This window comes from Edaphosphingomonas haloaromaticamans (genome assembly GCF_001853345.1).
Lineage (GTDB): Bacteria > Pseudomonadota > Alphaproteobacteria > Sphingomonadales > Sphingomonadaceae > Sphingomonas_E > Sphingomonas_E fennica.
In genome coordinates, this window is the sequence record NZ_MIPT01000001.1 from 375455 (window position 1) to 395537 (window position 20083).

General features: G+C 68.8%; 14 protein-coding genes. 11 read left to right on the forward strand and 3 right to left on the reverse strand.

What is annotated here, in order from left to right:
• The first annotated feature begins 649 nt into the window (after positions 1-649).
• Positions 650-2533, forward strand: coding sequence for a putative bifunctional diguanylate cyclase/phosphodiesterase (locus BHE75_RS01760; protein WP_070935370.1), 1884 nt, complete (start codon positions 650-652; stop codon positions 2531-2533).
• Positions 2530-4434: an ATP-binding protein gene (locus BHE75_RS01765; protein WP_070931976.1), complete on the forward strand. Its 1905-nt coding sequence runs from the start codon at positions 2530-2532 to the stop codon at positions 4432-4434. The genes BHE75_RS01760 and BHE75_RS01765 overlap by 4 nt, the downstream gene beginning before the upstream one ends.
• Here BHE75_RS01765 and BHE75_RS01770 read toward each other — a convergent pair.
• A complete protein-coding gene (locus BHE75_RS01770; RefSeq protein ID WP_254684336.1) occupies positions 4406-5284 on the reverse strand; it encodes a LysR family transcriptional regulator in 879 nt (292 codons plus the stop codon). The two genes, BHE75_RS01765 and BHE75_RS01770, sit on opposite strands and share 29 nt — an antisense overlap.
• Positions 5285-5423: 139 nt before the next feature.
• On the opposite strand from BHE75_RS01770, the gene BHE75_RS01775 reads away from it, so the two are divergent.
• From BHE75_RS01775 to purT, 8 genes are all read left to right on the forward strand, one after another.
• Positions 5424-6506: a Rieske 2Fe-2S domain-containing protein gene (locus tag BHE75_RS01775; protein WP_070931980.1), complete on the forward strand. Its 1083-nt coding sequence runs from the start codon at positions 5424-5426 to the stop codon at positions 6504-6506.
• Between the two features lie 164 nt (positions 6507-6670).
• Positions 6671-7162, forward strand: coding sequence for an RNA polymerase sigma factor (locus BHE75_RS01780; protein ID WP_041865363.1), 492 nt, complete (start codon positions 6671-6673; stop codon positions 7160-7162).
• Entirely contained in the window at positions 7159-8193 is a 1035-nt protein-coding gene (locus BHE75_RS01785; RefSeq protein WP_070931984.1) for a FecR family protein, read from the forward strand. The genes BHE75_RS01780 and BHE75_RS01785 overlap by 4 nt, the downstream gene beginning before the upstream one ends.
• A 94-nt stretch (positions 8194-8287) precedes the next feature.
• Positions 8288-11392 (forward strand): TonB-dependent receptor, encoded by a 3105-nt coding sequence (locus tag BHE75_RS01790; protein ID WP_070931986.1) that lies wholly within the window; start codon positions 8288-8290, stop codon positions 11390-11392.
• Between the two features lie 61 nt (positions 11393-11453).
• Positions 11454-12218 (forward strand): phosphatase PAP2 family protein, encoded by a 765-nt coding sequence (locus BHE75_RS01795; RefSeq protein ID WP_070931988.1) that lies wholly within the window; start codon positions 11454-11456, stop codon positions 12216-12218.
• A complete protein-coding gene (locus tag BHE75_RS01800; RefSeq protein WP_139181605.1) occupies positions 12215-13246 on the forward strand; it encodes a BPSS1187 family protein in 1032 nt (343 codons plus the stop codon). Before BHE75_RS01795 ends, BHE75_RS01800 begins: the two co-directional genes overlap by 4 nt.
• Before the next feature lie 34 nt (positions 13247-13280).
• A complete protein-coding gene (locus BHE75_RS01805; RefSeq protein ID WP_070931992.1) occupies positions 13281-14624 on the forward strand; it encodes an L-serine ammonia-lyase in 1344 nt (447 codons plus the stop codon).
• A gap of 104 nt (positions 14625-14728) precedes the next feature.
• Positions 14729-15898, forward strand: a complete 1170-nt coding sequence (gene purT / locus BHE75_RS01810) for a formate-dependent phosphoribosylglycinamide formyltransferase (protein WP_070931994.1) — start codon at positions 14729-14731, stop codon at positions 15896-15898.
• Here purT and BHE75_RS01815 read toward each other — a convergent pair.
• Positions 15886-16908 carry an alpha/beta hydrolase gene (locus BHE75_RS01815; RefSeq protein ID WP_070931996.1) on the reverse strand — a complete coding sequence of 341 codons (1023 nt, stop codon included), beginning with the start codon at positions 16906-16908 and terminating at the stop codon, positions 15886-15888. The two genes, purT and BHE75_RS01815, sit on opposite strands and share 13 nt — an antisense overlap.
• A 99-nt stretch (positions 16909-17007) precedes the next feature.
• A complete protein-coding gene (locus BHE75_RS01820; RefSeq protein ID WP_070931998.1) occupies positions 17008-19341 on the reverse strand; it encodes a GH92 family glycosyl hydrolase in 2334 nt (777 codons plus the stop codon).
• Positions 19342-19496: 155 nt separating this feature from the next.
• On the opposite strand from BHE75_RS01820, the gene BHE75_RS01825 reads away from it, so the two are divergent.
• Positions 19497-20057 carry a hypothetical protein gene (locus BHE75_RS01825; protein ID WP_015459036.1) on the forward strand — a complete coding sequence of 187 codons (561 nt, stop codon included), beginning with the start codon at positions 19497-19499 and terminating at the stop codon, positions 20055-20057.
• Positions 20058-20083: the final 26 nt, after the last annotated feature.

Genomic DNA, 20083 nt, shown 5'->3' on the forward strand with positions numbered 1-20083 from the left:
TGGGGAATCACCCAACGCATGAGGAAGAAGGCGGCGGCGCGGGCACGGATGCGCGGTGCTGCCAAGTCCTTGAAGATGTAATTTGGTCGACGGGCATGACGTTTTTGTCGACAGGCGACCGGCCCGTCGCCTCATCGCGCAGGCCCGTCGACGCCCCCGCGACGCGCGCGGCCGTGCCGCCCTAGCAAAAGACCTGCGATTTGGTTCGGGGAAGTCGTTGCCGTGTCCGTGAAGCTGAGCTTGTTCCGTGATCGGGCTCCGTTCGCCGGGCAACCGCATCGGCCGGCACCTCTGGCCGGGCGTTTCGGAGAGCGGGCGGATGGCCCGCCCGACGAGACGGCCGAGGAGGGCGCCGATAGCCGCTGGGCCGAGTTGTTCGCGCGGACTCCCAAATCTCCGCGCCAGTGAAGGTTGCTTGATGTTCCCTCTTCCGTCGCCGGAAACGGTGACGGGGCGGCAGGCCAGTCCTGCCGATCCGCCGCCCGCCACAGCCACGCGACCCCTGTGGCGGGCGGTGGATCATGCCGCACCTGTCCGATTTCTTGGGCGGAGCCGGGTGTAAACGAAATATTATCCCTCTTCGTCTACCCGTTACTTGGGAACATATGGGGTGGAAGTGCGCGTCCTCATCGTAGATGACGAACCGGCGATGCATGATGCCTACCGGCGGACGCTGGGCGTCGCGCCGGGCGCATCCGCGCGCGACGCGCTGGCGGCCCTCGCCTCCGAGCTTTTCGCCGACGGCCCCGCCGTCCGGCCGGCGGGGCATGGGCCGGCGGAGGAAGCGGATGCCTTCCGCCTCGATCATGCCGATTGCGGCACGGCGGCGGTGGCGCTGGCCGAAGCCGCGATTCGCGCCGGCGATCCCTATGCGGTCGCCTTCATCGACGTGCGCATGCCGCCCGGCATCGACGGCAAGGAGACCGCGGCGCGCATCCGCGCGATCGATCCCGATATCAACATCGTCATCGTCACCGGCTATTCCGATCACGGCCCGGTCGACATCGCCAGGGCGGCGGGGCCGGTGGAAAAGCTGTTCTACGTCACCAAGCCGTTCGACGTGACGGGCCTTCGCCAGACGGCGCGCGCGCTCTGCCGGCGATGGGAGGTGGACCGGGACCTGGCCCGGACCCGTGAGCGGCTGGCCGCGGAAGTGCGCCGGCTGGAGGAACGGACCATCACCCTGGCCGCCAACGAGGCGCGCGCGGTGCACATGGCCAGCCACGATCCCCTGACCGGCGCGCCCAACCGCCTGGCCTTCCTGCGCGAGCTGGGCGAGCGGATGCAGGCGGCGGGGCTGCGCGGCGGCTTCGCGATCGGCATGCTCGATCTCGACCGCTTCAAGAATGTGAACGACACGCTGGGCCATGCCGCCGGGGACGAGCTGATCCGCGAGGTGTGCCAGCGGCTGACGGCGGGGATCGGCCCCGGCCCCGGCATGGTGGCGCGGCTGGGAGGCGACGAGTTCGCCTTGCTGTTCGACGCGGCCGATGCCGTCGAGGTGCTGGCGCGGGGCGAGCGCATCGTCCGCGCCTGCTCGACCAATTACATGATCCTCGATCATATGGTGCAGGTGAGCGCATCGCTGGGACTGGTGCTGGTCGAGCCGGGCGCGGATGCCGGAGCCGCCGATCCGATGCGGCTCGCCGACCTTGCGCTCTACGAGGCGAAGCGCGGCGGGCGCAGCCAGGTGCGGCTGTTCGACCGGAGCATGGACGAGAGCGCCCGCTTCCGCCATTCGATCGAGGCGGGGCTGCGGCAGGCGATCGCGAAGCGCGAGCTGGAAGTGGTCTATCAGCCGATCATCGCGCGCGAGGCTGCCGAGGTCGTCGGCTTCGAGGCGCTGCTGCGCTGGAACAGCGCCGAACATGGCGAGATTCCGCCATCGGTGTTCATCCCCATCGCCGAGGAAAGCAACCTGATCCACGACCTGGGCGAATGGGTGACGGCGGAGGCGCTGGCCGAATGCCGGCGCTGGCCGGGCCATTTCGTTTCGATCAACGTTTCCGCGCGCCAGTTCCGCCGGCAGGATTTCGTCGATGCGCTGGCCGCGCGGGTGGCGGCTGCCAGCATTTCCCCCGATCGGGTGCAGATCGAGATCACCGAGACGGTGATCTTCGACGACGATGCGCGCGCCGCCGAGACCTTGCGGCGGCTGCGGCACGCGGGCTTCCGCGTCGCGCTCGACGATTTCGGCACCGGCTATTCCAGCCTGTTCAACATCCGCAACTATGCGCTCGACTGCCTGAAGATCGACAAGAGCTTCATCGACGGCCTCGGCCGCGAGGTGGAGGCGGCGGCGATCGTCAATTCGGTGACGCATCTCGCCCGCTCGCTCGGCATGGGCGTGGTGGCCGAAGGCGTGGAGACCGAGACGCAGAACCAGGCGCTGCGGCTGGCCGGCTGCTCGCACCTCCAGGGATTCTATTACGGCCATCCCGCCGATGCCGACGCCACCGCCGCACTGGCGCTGGCGGGGGAAGCGCCGGCGCAGGGCGGCCATCCCGGCGCCGGGGCCGTCGGGCGGCCGTGACCGCCACCGCGGCGCGGCGCCTTCTTTCCCGCATCATCCCGCAGGACAGGACGCTCGCCTTCAAGCTGACGGCGGTCCTGACCCTGGCCGGGATCGCCGGCTTCCTCGGCATATGGGGGCTGCTCTACGCCGTCGTCATCCCCAGCTTCGACCGGCTGGAGGCCGATGCGGTGCGCGGCCATATCGAGCGCACCCGCGCCGCGCTGGAGGAACATGCCGCCAAGATGGAATATGCCGCGCGCGACTATGGCGTGTGGGACGAAAGCTACGGCTATCTGCGCCATGGCGACCGCGCCTTCGAACGGCGCGTGCTTTCGCTGCTGGCGCTTTCCAACCTGGACATGAATGGCATGGCGCTGGTCCATCGCGACGGGACGGTGGCCGCCGCGCGCTACATCGATCCCAAGGCGCAGGCGGACGACCATGAGCGCGGCGGCGACTTCGTGGCGCTTGCCCGCTCGCAGGCGGTGCGCGCGCGGATCGGGCGCGAGCCATCGGCCCATTTCTACGCCCGGCTGGGCGACCGGGTGGCGGCGATCGGCCTGTCGCGCGTCACGCTGAGCGACGGCAGTGGGGAAAGCCCCGGCTATGTCGTCGTCGCGCGCGAGATGACGTCCGCGCAGCTCGGCCGGCTCCTCCAGCTGGAAGCGCGCTTCGGGCTGGGGCGGGCGCACGAGCCCACCGGCGTCCGCATGCGGGACCGGACGCTGGACATCGCCGTCGACATTGACGGGCCGAACCGCATCCATGTCGCCAACGCCACCTTCGTCGTGCCGCGCGATTTCACCCTGCTGGGCCACAGGCTGCTGGCGATGATGTTCGTCGGCACGGTGGCGGTGCTGGCGCTGGTGCTGATGGTGCTGCGCCTGCTGATCGGGCGCGAGGTGATCGCCCCGCTCGCCCGGATCGAGCGGCACATGCAGGCGGTGTCGGCATCCGGCGCGCCGCTGCCGCTGGCGATCGGCGATCGCGGCGACGAGATCGGATCGCTGGCGCGGAGCCTGGATGCGATGCTGGCCCAGCTGGGCCGCCTGCGCGAGCGGGTGGAGGCGCAATCCTTCCGCCTGGGCCGCAGCGAAAGCGCGATCGGGGTGATGCATAATGTGCGCAACGGCCTCAATCCGATCAGCGTGATCGTGGCGCAGGGGCTGGCGGCCGAGCCGGTGGCGACCGATGCGGATGTGCGCCGCGCGCTCGACGAGTTGGCGCGCGCCGATGTGCCGGCGGCGCGGCGGCGCAAGCTCGCCGCTTTCCTGGGTTCGGCCCATGACAGCTATCTCGCCCAGTTCGAGCGCCAGCGCGCCGATCTGGCGGCGGCCGACGAAAGCCTGTCGCACCTGATCGAGATCATCGGCGGCCAGCAGGCGGAGGCGCATGGCGGGCTGGAGATCGAGCCGTGCGACATCGTGGCGCTGGTCCGCCGCAACGCCGCGATCGTGCATTATGCCGCGGGCGGGCCGATCGCCTTCCAGTGCCCGGATGCGGCGTGCCCGGTGCTGGCGAGCCCGCTGCTGCTGAGCCAGGTGATCGGCAATCTGCTGGCCAATGCGATCGAGGCGATCGAGGCGCGCGGCGCGGGCGGCGGGCCGGGGCGGATCGCCGTGACGATCGAGCGGATCGCCGGGGCCGAGGGCGACCGGATCGCGCTCGGCATAACCGACAATGGCGAAGGCTTCGATCCGGCGCGGGGCGAGCGGCTGTTCCATCGCGGCTTTTCCACCCGCGCCCACAAGAGCGGCGGCCTCGGCCTCCATTGGTGCGCCAATGCGGTGAACGCGATGCAGGGCAGCCTGACGCTGGAGAGCGACGGGCCGGGGCAGGGCGCCACCGCCGTCATCCGGCTGCGCGGCGCGCGGCAGGGCAGCGCGAGCCTCAATCCGCCGGAGCGATCCGCCGGCTGAGACGATCGGCTATGTCGTGCAGGAAGGCGCGGGTGGCCTGCTCCATCGGCACGTCGTCGCGCACCAGCAGCCACAGGTCGATGCCGATCGCCGGATCGGGCGGCGCGATGCGGCGGAGGCCCGGCGCGGGATCGGCGGCGAAGGTCCAGAGAAAGGCCGCGCCCAGCCCCTGGTCGACCGCGCCGCGCAGCGCCGCCCAGCTATCGACATAGGCGGCCACCGCCGCGCGATCGGCAATGGCGCCGTCCCAGCGGCGCATCGCCGGCAAAGGCGGGCGGCCGGCGCAGCATATCCAGTGCGCCACCGCGCCCGGATCGGCGGGCTTTTCCCGATCGGTATAAGCGGCGGTCGCATAGGGCGCCTGGCGCAGCGTGCCGACGCGGCGGCCGCGCAGATGATCGGGCTGCTGATCGACGAGGCAGAGGCCGATGTCGCTCTTGCGCTGGATCACATCCTCGCACGGATCGGCCGAGGACTGGATCGACAGCCGGATATCGGGATGGGCGGCGGCGAAGGCGGCGAGATCGGGCATCAGTTCCGCCCCGAGATCGGCGGCGATGATGACGCGGACATGGCCGGCCGGCGCGCGGGCGCGGCCGCCAATCTCCTCCGCCAGGCCATCGGCCAGCTCCTCCATGCGATCGGCGATCTCGAGCACGCGGCGGCCGGCGACGGTGGGGTGGTAGCCATCCTCGCCCTGCTCGAACAGCGGCACACCAAGCTGGCGTTCCAGCCGGTCGAGCCGGCGGCCGACGGTGGTGCGATCGATCCGCAGCCGGCGGGCGGCGGCGGTATAGTTGCCGGCGCGGACCGCCGTCAGGAAAATGCGCAGATTATCCCAGTCCAGCATCGGGCCGGTCTGGCACGCGCGGGAAGGGCTGTCATGTGCATAAATGCACATTTGGCGGGCGACATGCGGTCTTGTTCCACGGCGGCCGAGGGGCCAGCCTTGGCCCATTCGGGAAAGCCGGAATCGACTGGAGAGAGCCATGGCGGGCACCGCCGACTATAAGCTGGGCAGCTTCACCTATCCGCGCGGCTGGTTCATGATCGCCGACGCGGCGACGCTGGATACCGGGCCGACCACGCTCCATTTCTTCGGCAAGGACATGGTGTTCTATCGCGGCGAGAGCGGGAAGCCGCACCTCGTCCATGCCTATTGCCCGCACATGGGCGCGCATATCGGCCACAACAGCACATCCTATGTCGTGCGCGATGGCGATCGGGTGCAGGGCGAATCGATCCGCTGCCCCTTCCACGGCTGGCGCTTCGGCCCGGATGGGCAGTGCGACGATATCCCCTATTCGCCCAACTTCATTCCCAAGGCGGCCTGCCTGAAAACCTACCGCGTGATCGAGCGGGCCGGCATCATCTGGATGTGGCACGATCCCGAAGGCGGCGCGCCCGATCAGGAGCTGCCGCCCTTCACCCAATGGGACCAGGAAGCCGACGGCTGGGTGCGCTGGCTGGTCGACGATTTCGGCACGCTGCCGATCCACCCGATCGAGATCGTCGATAACATGGCGGATTTCGGCCATATGTCGCCGATCCACGGCAGCGTGGACTGCCGTTATTTCGACAATCTGTTCGAGGACGACCGGCTGGTCCAGCGCTTCGATGCTGGCCACCGGACGCTGACCGACGGGGCATCGGGCGTGCTGTCGCTCGATACCTGGTATCAGGGGCCGGGCATCCTGCAGGCGGCGATGCAGGGCGCCTATCCCTCGCACATGCTGATCGCGCATACGCCGGTGGCCGATGGCGTGGTGCGGCTGTGGCACGCGCTGATGGTAAAGGTGCCGCGGGACGGCGGCACGGACGAGGCGGGCCGGATCGCGCTGGCCCGCGCCTACCAGCAGGCGAGCCGCGATGCGCTGGGCCAGGATGTGGAGATCTGGGCCAACAAGGAGCCCAGCTTCAACCCGATGCAGATCCCGGCGGACGGCCCCTATGGCAAGGTGCGCATCTGGTATCGCCAGTTCTACAACCCGCGCGAGGAAGCGGAGGCGTTCCGCCGCCGCGTGCGCGGCCAGGTGGTGACGTTCGGCGAGGACCGCGCCTCCGCCGCCTGATCTTTCCCTTTCGGGCATCGCGACAGGGCCGGAAAACCCGCTATAGGGCGAACCCATGTCGATGCCGCTGTCCCTCGGCGCCGCTGCCGCGTCTTACCTCGTGGCCATGGCGCCATGAAAGGGCAGCGGGAGCGGTGCGCGAAGAAGGGATACGGAAGGATACGGTGCGCGAGGTCCAGCAGATCAACCGTCGCTGGCGTCCCGCGCTGATGGCGTTCTTCCTGCGCCGGGTGCGCAACCATGCGGAGGCCGAGGACCTGACGCAGGAGGTTTTCGTGCGCATGCTGAACAGCAGCGAGAGCGAAGGCGCGCCCGATGCCTATGTCTTCCAGATCGCGGCCAACCTGCTGACCGATCAGGCGCGCCGCGCCAGGGTGCGCGCCGGCTATCGCGAGACGCTGGCCGGCATGGACGGGCTGGGTGTCGAGCAGGTCGATCCCTATCGCATCGCCGCCGGGCGCGATCAGCTTGCCGCCCTGGCCGCGGCGCTCAACGAGCTGCCCGAGCGGCAACGGACGATGTTCACCCTCTATCGCATCGAGAATATGAGCCAGGAGATGATCGGCGAGGCGTTCGGCATCTCCAAGAGCGCGGTGAAGCAGCAGGTGGCCAAGGCGATGGCCTTCCTGATGGCGCGCATGCGGGAAACGCAATGAACGGCCCCGTCGATACCACGCCCCCCAGCCGCGACGAGCAGGCGGTGGAATGGTGCATCGCGCTTGCCGAAGGCCATCTGGCCGGCGAGGAGCAGCGCCAGTTCGACGCCTGGGTCGCGGACCCGGACAATGCCCGCGCGCTCGATGAGGCGGTGCGGCTGTGGCAGGCGGCCGAATCCGCCGCCAATCTGCCCGAGCTGATCCACATCCGCAGCGCCGCGCTGGAAAGCTATCGCCGCGCCAACAGCCGGCGCTGGACGGGCGGCATCGCCTGGAACCGGCCATGGGCGGCCGCGCTGGCGGCGGTGCTGGTGGCGATGCTGTTCACCGGCCTGCTGTGGCTGCGCGACGCCGCCAACACCTATGCCACCGGCATCGGCGAACGGCGGGTGGCGATGCTGGCCGACGGATCGAAGCTGACGCTGGACGGCGATACCGAGGTGAAGGTTTCCCTCCAGGCCGGCCGGCGCGCGCTGACGCTGGTGAAGGGCCGCGCCAAGTTCGACGTGGCGAAGGACCCGCTGCGGCCGTTCAGCGTGGCCGCCGCCGACAAGATCGTGGTGGCGACGGGCACCTCGTTCAGCGTGGNGCTGCTGGGCGACAAGGTGCATGTGGTGCTGCTGGAAGGCCATGTCGCGATGCTGACCGAGCGGGACGGGCGGACGGTGCCCCAGATGGCGCGCGCGCGCCATGCCGCGGTGGCCGCCGACCAGATCCTGCAGCCGGGCGGGGAGCTGGTGGCGCAGGTGGAATCGCTGGCGCCCGCCGTGCTGACGCAAAGCGAGCCGGTCGGGCCGTCCTGGGAAGCCGGGCTGCTGAACTTCGACGACGAGCCGCTGGCGACGGCGGTGGCACGGATGAACCGTTACAGCCGGCAGCAACTGGTGATTGCCGACGCCCGCATCGCCGGCCTCAAGGTGAACGGCGTGTTCGCGGCCGGGGATGTCGAGACCTTCATCGAGGGCGTGAGCGTGCTGGACGGGGTGCGCGCGACGCGAACCGGCGAGGCGATCGTCCTGCGGCGCAACTGATCGCGAAAAATTCGAATCCGGGGCTGCATCGCTGCTGTCCCGCCGCCGATGAAGTGCGTCCTACCCGATGATCGTTCGAAAACAGGGGGAACGAATGGGGATTCGGATTTCGCGCATCATGGGTTTGCGGGGCGGGGCAGCGCTGGCGGCGCTCGCGATTTTCAGCCAGGCGGTGCCGGCCTATGCGCAGCAGCAGGGCTTCGACCTGGATATTCCGGCGCAGGATCTGGGATCGGCGCTGCGGGCGTTCGCGCGGAGCACGAACCAGCAGGTGACCTTCGCGTCGGCCGACGTGCGCGGCAAGCAGGCTCCGGCGGTCAAGGGCCGCTATACCGTGCCGGCCGCGCTCGACATCCTGCTTTCGGGATCGGGGCTGGTGGTCCAGAACGGGCATAGCGGCGTCATCATCATCCGGAGGGCGGTTCGGGGTGAAACCCGCGCGGCGGCCTCCGCCGAGCCGCGGCTGACCAGCGACATCATCGTCACCGGATCGCGCCTGCAGCATTCGAGCTTCGACAGCCCGATCCCGGTGGCCGAGGTCGACCGGACCGACCTGCTCGAGGACGGCTATACCGACATCGCCGAGGCGCTGGACGACGTGCCGGGCATCGACCAAGCCGACAGCCTTGCCAACAACCAGAGCGCGATCCAGGCGAGCGGGCTTTCCACGATCAGCCTGCGCGGCCTGGGTTCCAACCGCACGCTGACCCTGATCGACGGACGCCGCACCGTTTCCAACGCGGGCAACAAGAATGCTGTGAGCCTCAGCTCCATCCCGCAATATTTCGTCGATCGCGTGGACGTCAGCACCGGGGGCGCATCGGCGGTCTACGGATCGGATGCGATCGCGGGCGTCGTCAACGTCGTCACCAGCCGGTTCGATGGCGTGAAGGCCCGCGCGGTCGGCTCCGCCACCTATGACGGCGGCGGCGATTCCGTGGAATATTCGGGCGGCGTCGGCAAGCATCTGATGGACGACCGGCTCTATGTGATGGCGGGCGTCACCTATGAGCGGCAATATCGCCTCGCCGCCACCGATCGCGACTGGGCGATGGATTCGGTGACCTATGATTTCGAGGACAACACGCTTTCGCGTCCCGACCTCAGCTCCACCATTCCGGGCGGGCGCTTCAACAGCAACGATTTCTATTATGACGAGACCGGGCTCCACCGGAATTTCGTGACCGCCAAGAACGGCTATGAGGATCGGCTGAGCAAGACCCTCATCACGCCGCGCAAGTCGCTGAGCGCCGCCGGCAAGGTCGAATATCAGATCACCGACGACGTGAAGTTCACCGCCGACTATATCTACAACAAGGTGACGACGCGCTCGACTGCCGAGCCGGAGACGGTGAGCTATTCCACCACCTTCGGCCAGAATGACGAGTTCGAGGTGGGGCGGATCGCCCGCAACAACCCGTTCGTCCCGGCGGAGATCGCCGCCGATTCCTCCAGCAGCGGCGTCAAATTCTACCGGCGCCTGCCGGAGCTGGGCAATCAGCAGCGCTACAACCGCCGCACCACCAATCGCGGCTGGGCGGGCCTGGAAGGCAAGGTGTTCGGCGACTGGGATTGGGCGCTGACCTACGGCTACGGCAAGTTCGAGCAATATCAGGTCCGCACCAACTATCTGAACATGCAGAATGTTCAGTATGCGCTGAGCGCCGAAAAGCTGTCCGACGGCACGATCCAGTGCCGCAACGCGGATGCGCGCGCCGCCGGCTGCGTGCCGCTCAACCTGTTCGGGCTCAATTCCATCACGCCGGAAATGGCGGACTATATCCGCGCCAATTCCGAATTCTTCGCCAAGAACCGGCAGGATACGGTGGAAGGCTATGTCAGCGGATCGCCCTTTTCGCTGCCGGCGGGCCCGGTGCAGGTGGCGGCCGGCTTCTCCTGGCGGAGCGACCGGAGCAGCAGCATGACCGATGCGCTGACCCAGACCGGCCTCAGCAGCGCATCCTACATCCCCGACTTCACCGGCAAGATCGAGGCCAAGGAAGCCTATATGGAGCTGGGCGTGCCGCTGCTGCGCGACATGCCCTTTGCCTACCGGCTGAGCCTGGACGGCGCGCTGCGCGTGGCGGATTACAATATCGACACGGTGGGCACGACGGTGAGCTTCCGGGCGGGCGCGCAGTGGGCGCCGGTGCGCGGCCTCAACTTCCGTTCCACCTTCAGCCGCGCCCAGCGCGCGCCGGACACGACCGAGCTGTTCTCGCCCGCGCGCGACGATTATGACGACGTGATCGACGTGTGCCGCGGCGTCACCGCGACGTCGACGGGCACGGTATCGCAGAACTGCCGCGCCGATCCGCGCATCGCCGCCGCCATCGCGGCCGCGCCCGACGGCAAGTTCACCCAGATCGGCACCGAGGTATTCGCCCCGAATGCCGGCAACCCGGATCTGCATGAGGAGACGGCGAACACCTGGACGGCGGGCGTCGTGCTGGCCCCGGCCTTCCTGCCGGGCTTCCAGATGAGCGTCGATTATTACGACATCCGCATCAAGGGCGCGATCTCGTCGCTCGACAATAGCAGCCTGCTGTTCGAATGCTATTCGGACCCGAACGGCATCGACAACAAGTTCTGCGATGCGATCACCCGCGATTCCGACGGCCAGCTTTCCAAGATCATCAACCGCGACGAGAATCTGAACCAGATGCGCGCGCAGGGCATCGACGCGGCCTTGGCCTATCGCTTCGATCTCGATCGCTTCAACCTGCCGGGCAGGCTCAACCTGCAGATCCGCTACACCCACCGGTTTAAGCTGGAGAGCAAGTTCGACGGCGCCGCCGGCGAGGACAAGGCCGATTATGTCGGCGAGGTCGGCGTGTCGAAGGACGAAGCCACCGGCAGCATCGAATGGGCGACCAAGCGGGTCTCGATCAAGTGGAAGGCCGTCTATCTCGGCCCCGTCGTCGACAGCAACGAGATGAAGGAATATTTCGCGGAGAGCGACATCACCGATCCGCTGTTCCTGCATGTCGGCGCCTATTGGCGGCATGACCTGAGCTTCAAGCTCACGCCCTCGCGCGAGAATCCGAAGCTGCGCGTGTTCGGCAACATCCGCAATATCTTCAACAAGTATGGGCCTTTCCTGCCGGACGGGACCGACAGCGGCAGCGCGCTCAACTATAATTCGGTCTACGACGTGCGCGGCCGCACCTTCATGTTCGGCGTCGAGACCGAATTCTGATGACGGACCGGGCGCCCGATCCGGTTCGGGCGCCCGGCGATACAGGCAGGAGAGAGAGCCCATGAAACGGTCCACCCCAGGCCGGGCGCTGCTGATCGCGCTGGCGATCGGCGGGGCGGCATCGGCCGCGCGCGCCGCATCCCCCGAATGGGAGGCGCCGGCGATCAGCCATAAGGATGTGAAGCCCTATTTCGACGATGTCGCGATCAAGGGCCTCGTCCTGCCGCCGCCGCCCGCCGAGGGATCGCTGGCCGATGCCGATGATGTCGCGGCGGTGATGCGCGGCCAGCAGGTGGATGCCGCCCGCCGGGCCGTGGCCGAGGAGGATGGCGCCTGGCTTTACGACCGCTTTGCCGAAGCCTTCGGCCGGCCGATCCGGCGGGATAGCGCGCCCACGCTGGTGGCGCTGCTCAACCGGGTCGAGCGGCAGGTGAGCGGGCCGGTGTTCGCCGCCAAGAAGGACCATGGCCGCACGCGGCCCTATCAGCGGCTGCAGCTCAGCCATGTCTGCGGCGAGGTGAAGGCGCCGGCGCCGGACCCCGATGCGAAGAAGCGCACCTCCTACCCGTCGGGCCACAGCGCCTATGGCTGGGCGGCGGCGCTGATCCTGGCCAGGCTGGCGCCGGAGCGCGCGCCGGCCATCCTCCAGCGCGCGATGGATTATGGCGAGAGCCGGGTGATCTGCGGCATGCATTTCCCGAGCGACGTGGCGGCGGCGCGGGTGGTGGCGACGGCGGTGGTCGCGCGGCTCGATCGGTCGCCGGAATTTCTCGCCGATCTGGAACAGGCGCGGCAGGAGCTGGCGCGGGCGGAGCAGGGCCGATGAGGGCCGCCGCCAGCGCATTGGCCCTGATGATCGGGCTCGCAGCCGCCGTCGCGGGGGCGAAACCCGTGCCGGGCACCGCCACCAGCGACGAATATCTCGGCCTGCAGCGGCCCTCGACCGCCCAGCAGCTCGAGCGCAACTGGGTGCCGGACCCGCGCCGCACCGTCCATTATGTCGCGCCGGCCGAGGCCGATCCGGCGGTGCGGCGCTATCTGCGGCACAATATCGCGTTGTTCCGGCGCGATATCGCCACCGCGCAATCGCCGCTCTTCCTCTTCCTGCCCGGCACCGGCGGCGCGCCCGATCATTCCAAATGGCTGCTGAGCGCGGCGGCCGACCAGGGCTATCGCGCCATCGGGCTGATGTATGACGACATGCCCGCCACGGCCGAGGCGTGCAGCCACGATCCCGATCCGACCTGCGCGGGGCGGCTCAGGGCGAAGCGCATCTTCGGCGAGCCGGTGTCCGACGATATCGACGACCTGCCGGCCGAGACGGTGGTCAGCCGCCTCGTCGCCACGCTCAAATGGCTGGCGGCGCATCATCCGGACGAGGGCTGGGAGACCTATCTCGACGCCCAGGGCGCGCCCTTATGGTCGCGCATCGCGGTTTCGGGCCATTCGCAGGGCGCCGGCATCGCCGCCTTCATCGCCAAGCGGCATGAGGTGGCGCGCGTCGCGCTCTTCTCGAGCCCGTGGGACTATTATCACGCCATGGTGGACGGCACCGACCAGCGCGTGGTCGCGCCGTGGGTTTCCGCGCCGGAAAGCGCCACGCCGCCCGACCGCTGGTTCGCCGTGCTGCACGCCGCCGAGCCGCAGGCGCGCAACATATTGAAGGCCTATCGCGCGCTCCGGGTGCCGGCGGCGCATGTCCATGTGCTGGCGCTGCCGCCGCGCGGCAAGGGCAGTGCGCACGGCAGCGTCTCCAGCGATTTCACCACGCCGCTTGATGCTGCGGGCGCGCCGGCCTATCTCGGCGACTGGCGCTTCCTTCTGGGCCAGCCGGTCGCAGGGCCGACCGGTTGAGGACGTCCATCCCTTCCTCGATCTGCCAGCGGTAATGAGCGTCACGGAACTTTTCATCCTCGGCATCGGCCCGTCCAGTTCGCACACGGTGGGGCCGATGCGCGCCGCCTGCCGCTTCGCGCGCGGGCTTGTCGAAAGCGGGCAGCCGGTGGCGCGGGTGCGCTGCACGCTGCACGGATCGCTGGCGCTCACCGGGCGGGGCCATGCCACCGATACGGCGGTGCTGCTGGGGCTGGCGGGATGGGAACCGGACGACATCGATCCCGATGCCGCGCCCGGCCTGATCGCGGCGATTCGTGCCGAAGGGCGGCTGCCGCTGGGCGGCGGGCCGAGCATCGCCTTCGCCGAGGATCGCGACCTGCGCTTTTCCGAGACCTTCCTGCCCGAACATCCCAACGGCATGGTGTTCGAAGCGGTGCTGGAGGATGGCAGCCGGATCGAGCGGCGCTTCCTTTCGGTGGGCGGGGGCGCGATCCGCGAGGCGGGCGTGGAGCCGCCGCGCGTGAACGTGGTCGAGCCGCATCCCTTCGAATCCGCGGCCGAGCTGCTGGCGATGTGCGAGGCGGGCGGGATGACGCTGGCGGATGCCGTGCGCCGCAACGAGGCCGCCTGGCGCGACGAGGCGGAGACGGACGCCTTCCTCGATCGGGTGCGCGCCACCATGTTCGCCTGCATCGAACGCGGGCTGAAGGGTGAGGGCGAGCTTCCCGGCGGATTGCGGGTGAAGCGCCGCGCGCGGGCGATGCACGATTCGCTGCTGGCGCGCGGCCCGCGATCCGATCCTTCGGCGGTGTTCGAATGGGTCAGCCTGTGGGCGCTGGCGGTGAACGAGGAGAATGCGGCCGGCGGCCGCGTCGTCACCGCGCCCACCAATGGGGCTGCGGGCGTGATCCCGGCGGTGCTGCGCTATTACGAAACCTTCGTCCATGGCGGCGGACCGGCCGGATCGCGGCTGTTCCTCTACACCGCCGCCGCCATCGGCTTTCTCTACAAGAAGCGCGCGTCGATATCGGCGGCAGAGATGGGGTGCCAGGGCGAAGTCGGCGTCGCCTGCTCGATGGCGGCGGCGGGCCTGGCGGCGGCGCTGGGCGGCAGCAACGCCCAGATCGAGAATGCCGCCGAGATCGGCATGGAGCATAATCTGGGCCTCACCTGCGATCCGATCGGCGGGCTGGTGCAGATCCCCTGCATCGAACGCAACACGATGGGCGCGATCAAGGCGATCAACGCCGCCTATCTGGCGCTGCACGGCGACGGCGGCCATGTCGTGAGCCTGGATGCGGTGATCGAGACGATGCGCCAGACCGGCGAGGACATGAAATCGCAGTATAAGGAAACCAGCCTCGGCGGGCTGGCGGTGAACGTGGTCGCCTGCTGAGGGCTGGCGCGGCGCAAAACCGTGATTGACGGGACCGCCGCCGGGACGGCATCGGGCGGTATCGGCAAACAGCGCTGGCCGCGATCGGCCCCGGAAGGCATGGCATGACATTCACCGCAAGGATCCTGTTGCTCGGTTCGGGCGAGCTTGGCCGGGAGTTCGTGATCTCCGCCAAGCGGCTCGGCTGCCATGTCATCGCCTGCGACAGCTATGCGGGCGCGCCGGCGATGCAGGTGGCTGACGGGTTCGAGATATTCTCGATGCTGGATGCGGACCTGCTGCGCGCGGCGATCGAGCGGCACAGGCCCGATTTTGTGGTGCCGGAGATCGAGGCGATCCGCACCGAGGTGCTGGCCGAGATGGAGGCCGAGGGCGTGACGATCGTGCCCTCCGCCCGCGCCACGATCATGACCATGAACCGCGATCGCATCCGCGAGGTGGCGGCGACCGAGCTTGGCCTGCGCACGTCGCGCTACCGCTATGCCGAGACGCTGGAGGAGGTGCGGGCGGGCGCCGCCCATACCGGCCTGCCCTGCGTGATCAAGCCGGTGATGTCGTCATCCGGCAAGGGCCAGAGCACGGTGAAGACGGCGGACGATCTGGAGCGGGCCTGGGACTATGCCGTCGCCAACATGCGCGGCGACCGGAAGAGGGTGATCGTCGAGGAGTTCGTCGATTTCGATTATGAGATCACGCTGCTGACGGTGCGGGCGCGCGACGGCGTGCATTTCTGCCCGCCGATCGGCCATCGGCAGGAACGCGGCGACTATCAGGAATCCTGGCAGCCGACGCCCATGTCCAGGGCGGCGCTGGCCGCCGCCGAGGATATGGCGCGCAAGGTGGTGGACGATCTGGGCGGTTACGGCATCTTCGGCGTCGAATTCTTCGTGAAGGGCGAGGAGGTGATCTTCTCCGAGCTTTCGCCGCGCCCGCACGATACCGGCATGGTGACGCTCGTCAGCCAGAACCTCAACGAGTTCGATCTCCACGCCCGCGCCATATTGGGCCTGCCGATCCCGGAGATACGGCTCTACGGCCCGTCCGCCTCGGCGGTGATCCTGGCCGATCGCGATGCCGGCGATTTCCGCTTCGAAGGGTTGGGCGATGCGCTGGCGGTGCCGGGCGGCGAGGTGGACCTGCGCATCTTCGCCAAGCCGGTGACGCGCCCGAACCGGCGGATGGGCGTGGCGCTGGCGCGGGCCGGCAGCGTCGAGGACGCCCGCCGCATCGCCGCCGAGGCGGCCGGCCGCGTGCGGATCGATTACGGCGCCTGACCCGGGGCGGCGGCGGGCGGCGATGCGGGCGCATCCTCCTCGATGAAGGCCAGCATCGCCGCCAGCGCCTGCCTGCCGGCCGCGGTATCGAGGTTGAACTGATATTCGTGGGGCAGGGGCGGGCGGTAGTCCGCCGGGAAGAAGAGCGTGTCCGTCTCCACGCCGATGCTCCGCAGCTTTTCCGCCAGCGCCACCGCCTGCGGCGCCAGCGGATCGGCATTGCCGCTCGACAGGAAGCTGCGCGGGAAGGCGGGCGTCACGTTGGGCGTGATCGAGGCGAGGCGGAAGCGATCGTCCTCCAGGAAGTTCCTCGTGCCCGAATAGGCCCAGAGCACGGTCTTGAGGAACCAGCCATAGTCGCCCTCCAGATTGATGGTGCCGACATCATAGGCGCCGGATACCAGCAGCAGGGCGGATAGCTGGCCGGGCCGCAGCGCGGGGGCGATGCCGACCGCGCGGGCATAAGCGGGATCGGTGGTGAGCAGCGCGATCTGGGCCGCGATCTGCGCGCCGGCGGAATCCCCCGCCAGCACGATCCGGCCGGGCGCTATACCGAGCGCGCCGGCTTCGCGCACGAGATGGCCGAGGGCGGCGTTCACCTGCTCCACCGGCCTGGGATAGGTGGAGCCGAAGCCCGTGGAATATTCGACCGCCACCGTCGCATAGCCGTGGCCGGCCAGCACTTTCAGATAATTGGCGACGCCATCCTTGCTGCCGGCGATCCAGGCGCCGCCATGCACCCAGATGATCATGCGGCGCGGCGCCGTGGAGCCGGCCGGATGATAGAGGTCGAACCGCTCGTCCCGGCCGGGGCCGTAGGCGAGGTCGCGCCGCGCGACGATGCCGGCGGGCACATGCTTTTCGAGCGCGGCCTCCGACGCATCGTCCCCGCGCGAGAACATGTAGGTGATGACGGCGGCGGACGGCCACGGGCTGAGCCGGAAGGCCAGCAGCAGGAGGAGCAGAAGAAGCGCGACAATGCCGGCGGCCCATAAAGATGCGCGTTTCATGCCTGCCTCCTCCCCGCCCGTCCGTAGGGAAGGGATGATGGTGCCCCCGCCGCCGCGATCGCGCAATCGGTGGCGGCCCGTGCCGCCTTGCCCCTCGCGCTATCTTTCGGGCCGGGCGGTGCTCATCGAATAAGGCCGGGCGGCGGGCGCCGTGCCCCACGTCCTTTCGGGCCCGGGCTGCATGGTGAAGCGCAGCTCGCCCCCGGCCATGATCTCGCCATGCCGCAGATAGGCGCGGTCCAGCGGCTTGCCGTTCAGCGCCACCCGGCCGACATAGCGGTTCGCATCCGACAGGCCTTCCGCGACGATCAGCAGCCGGTTGCCGTTGGGCAGGGCCAGCGTCGCCCGGTCGACGAAGGGGCGGCCGATCACATATTCGTTCGATCCCGGCGCCACCGGGTAGAAGCCCAGCGCGGTGAAGACCAGCCAGGCGGACATCTGGCCGAGATCGTCATTGCCTGAAAGCCCGTCGGGTGTGGGTTTATACTGGCTTTCCACGATCTGCTTCAGCCGTTCCTGCGTGCGCCAGGGCTGGCCGGCATAGGCGTAGAGATAGGCGACATGGTGGCTCGGCTCGTTGCCGTGGATATATTGGCCGATCAGGCCGGCAATATCCTCGGCATGGCTGTAATCGAGCTTCGAATTGTCGAATTCGAACATCCGGTCGAGCTTGGCCACCGCCGCAGCATCGCCGCCGAGCAGCGCGAACATCGCCGCCTGATCCTGGGGCACGAACCAGCTATATTGCCAGGCATTTCCCTCGGTATAGTCGCTGCCATAGTTGATGGCGGTGGGATCGAAGGGCGTGCGGAAGCTGCCGTCGGCCTTGCGCGCGCGCAGGAAGCCGCTCTGCGCGTCGAAGCTGTTGCGCCAGTTGCCGGCGCGGCGTTCGAACCGCTGGGCGATGTCGGCCCGGCCCATCGCCCCGGCCATGCGGGCGATGGTCCAGTCGTCATAGGCATATTCGACCGTCTTGGACGCGGCCTCCGGCTCGCGGTCGATCGGCACGAAGCCCAGCTTCATATAATCGTCCAGCCCGCCATATGGGCCGTAGCTGGCGCTCCGGACCATGGCGTCGAGCGCGGCATCGGCATCGAAGCCGCGCAATCCCTTCAGATAGGCGTCGGCGATGACGGGCACGGCATGATAGCCGATCATCGTCCAGGTCTCGCGCCCGTGGAACTGCCACACGGGCAGCAGGCCGAAGGGGCTCGCCTGCTGGCTGGCGAGCAGCGACTTCACGAAATCCAGGTTCCGCGATTCCGGCTGGACCAGCAGCAGCAGCGGATGTTCGGCGCGGAACGTGTCCCACAGCGAAAAGGTGGAATGGAAGGTGAAGCCCTCCGCCCGATGGACCTGATCGTCCGGCCCCCGATAGCGGCCGTCCGCGTCGGAAAAGATGCTCGGCGCCAGCAATGCATGGTAGAGCGCGGTGGCCACCATGCGCTTCATCGGCGCGGGGGCATCGATCTCGACGGCGCCGAGCGCCTGTTCCCACGCCGCCCTGGTGCGGGCGCGGATCGCATCGAAATCGCCCGCCTCGCTTTCGAGGTTCGCGATCGCCGCATCCTCGTCGACGCTGGAGATGGCGACCTTTACCTCGAGCGGCGAGGCCAGCTTGCCGAAATCCAGCCTCGCGACGAGCGCGCGGCCCTGAAGCTGCGCCACATCCTCCCGGCCTCGACCCGGCCCCTGGAAGCCGCGATAGGGGATGTTTTCCTCGCGATCGAGGAAGGCGTGGCCCTGGAGCGGAACGTTCGGGCGGATGGCGAAGAACAGCTTGCGCGCCGGCGCCCAGCCGCGCGTTTCGCGCGATCCGGTGATCGTGCCGTCGGCGCGGAGGCGGACCGACGACCAGAGGATCTTGCCCGGATAATTGTAGAGCGAGCTGCGCAGGTCGAGCACGACATGCGCCGCCTTGCCGGCCGGAAAGGCATAGCGATGCACGCCGACGCGCGGCCCGGCGGTAAGCTCCGCCCGCACGCCGTGGTCGATGAGCGAGACCGCATAATAGCCGGGCCGCGCGACCTCTTGGTCATGCGAGAAGCGCGACCGATAGCCGGACCTGGGCTTGGCGGGATCACTCGGCTCCAGCGGCACCGCGTCGCCGGCCACCGGCATCAGCAGGAAATCGCCGAGATCGGAATGGCCGGCGCCGGAAAAATGGGTCTGCGAAAAGCCCTGGATGGTCGGATCGCCATGGCGATAGCCGGCGGCATGGCCGTAGCAGTCGCGTATCTCGCAGCCGGTGTCCGTATCCGGGCTGACCTGGACCATCCCGAACGGCGCGACCGCGCCGGGGAAGGTATGGCCTTCGCCGCCGGTGCCGATGAACGGATCGGCGCTGTCATAGGTGGTCTGCGCCGCCACCGGGGCGGCGATGACGGCGGCGGCGAGAAGGGCGGATAGCAGGCGGTGCGCGCGTGGTGACATCCCCGCACTAGAGCATGGCGGCCGGCCGGTTCCAAGCGCCTGCCGGGGTGCCGGGCATCGAGAGGCTGGCCTTCGCGCCCGGCCCGGTGATAATCACCCCGATCGAACCGAGCCGAGGGAATATCATTCCACACCGTTTTCGGGGCCGATCCGGATTGGCCCTTTTTCTCCTGCCGCTGATGGGCACCGCCTGCATTCCCCGGCCGGTCGCGCCGCCGCCGAAGCCGCCATCGGTGGCGCGCGCCTCCCAGCCGGAGCCGGACCCGGTGGAGGCGGTCGCCCGCAAGACCGGCGATATCGTCAGCCAGCCGGCGCAGGATGTCGGCATCATGGAAAAGAAGATCCCGCCGGTGCTGATCGCCGCCGCGCAATATCCCTATGCCATGGAGGGGGTGGGGAGCTGCGACCAGATCGGCCATGCGCTGGCGGAGCTGGATGCGGTGCTGGGGCCGGACCTGGAAGGAACCGTGGCGAAGGAAAACAAGGCCGCCAAGCTGGCCGAGGCCGGCGGCAAGATGATCGTGAACGGAATCCTTCCCTTTCGCGGCCTGGTGCGCGAGGTTTCCGGCGCCGCCCCGGCGCAGCGCCGCCTGAATGCCGCGATCGATGCGGGCTATGCCCGTCGCGGCTTCCTGCGCGGACTGGAGGCCGCCCGCAATTGCCGCCTCCGCCAGCGCACCGCCGACACTCCGTCCGCCAGCCAGAAGCGATCCTGACCGCGGCGGAGCGCCGGGCGCGCCGG

Coding starts and splice junctions, on each gene's coding strand:
- BHE75_RS01760 (WP_070935370.1), top strand. CDS start 650: ATGCATGATGCCTACCGGCGGACGCTGGGCGTCGCGCCGGGCGCATCC.
- BHE75_RS01770 (WP_254684336.1), bottom strand. CDS start 5,284: ATGCTGGACTGGGATAATCTGCGCATTTTCCTGACGGCGGTCCGCGCC.
- BHE75_RS01775 (WP_070931980.1), top strand. CDS start 5,424: ATGGCGGGCACCGCCGACTATAAGCTGGGCAGCTTCACCTATCCGCGC.
- BHE75_RS01790 (WP_070931986.1), top strand. CDS start 8,288: ATGGGGATTCGGATTTCGCGCATCATGGGTTTGCGGGGCGGGGCAGCG.
- BHE75_RS01795 (WP_070931988.1), top strand. CDS start 11,454: ATGAAACGGTCCACCCCAGGCCGGGCGCTGCTGATCGCGCTGGCGATC.
- BHE75_RS01800 (WP_139181605.1), top strand. CDS start 12,215: ATGAGGGCCGCCGCCAGCGCATTGGCCCTGATGATCGGGCTCGCAGCC.
- BHE75_RS01805 (WP_070931992.1), top strand. CDS start 13,281: ATGAGCGTCACGGAACTTTTCATCCTCGGCATCGGCCCGTCCAGTTCG.
- purT (WP_070931994.1), top strand. CDS start 14,729: ATGACATTCACCGCAAGGATCCTGTTGCTCGGTTCGGGCGAGCTTGGC.
- BHE75_RS01815 (WP_070931996.1), bottom strand. CDS start 16,908: ATGAAACGCGCATCTTTATGGGCCGCCGGCATTGTCGCGCTTCTTCTG.
- BHE75_RS01820 (WP_070931998.1), bottom strand. CDS start 19,341: ATGTCACCACGCGCGCACCGCCTGCTATCCGCCCTTCTCGCCGCCGCC.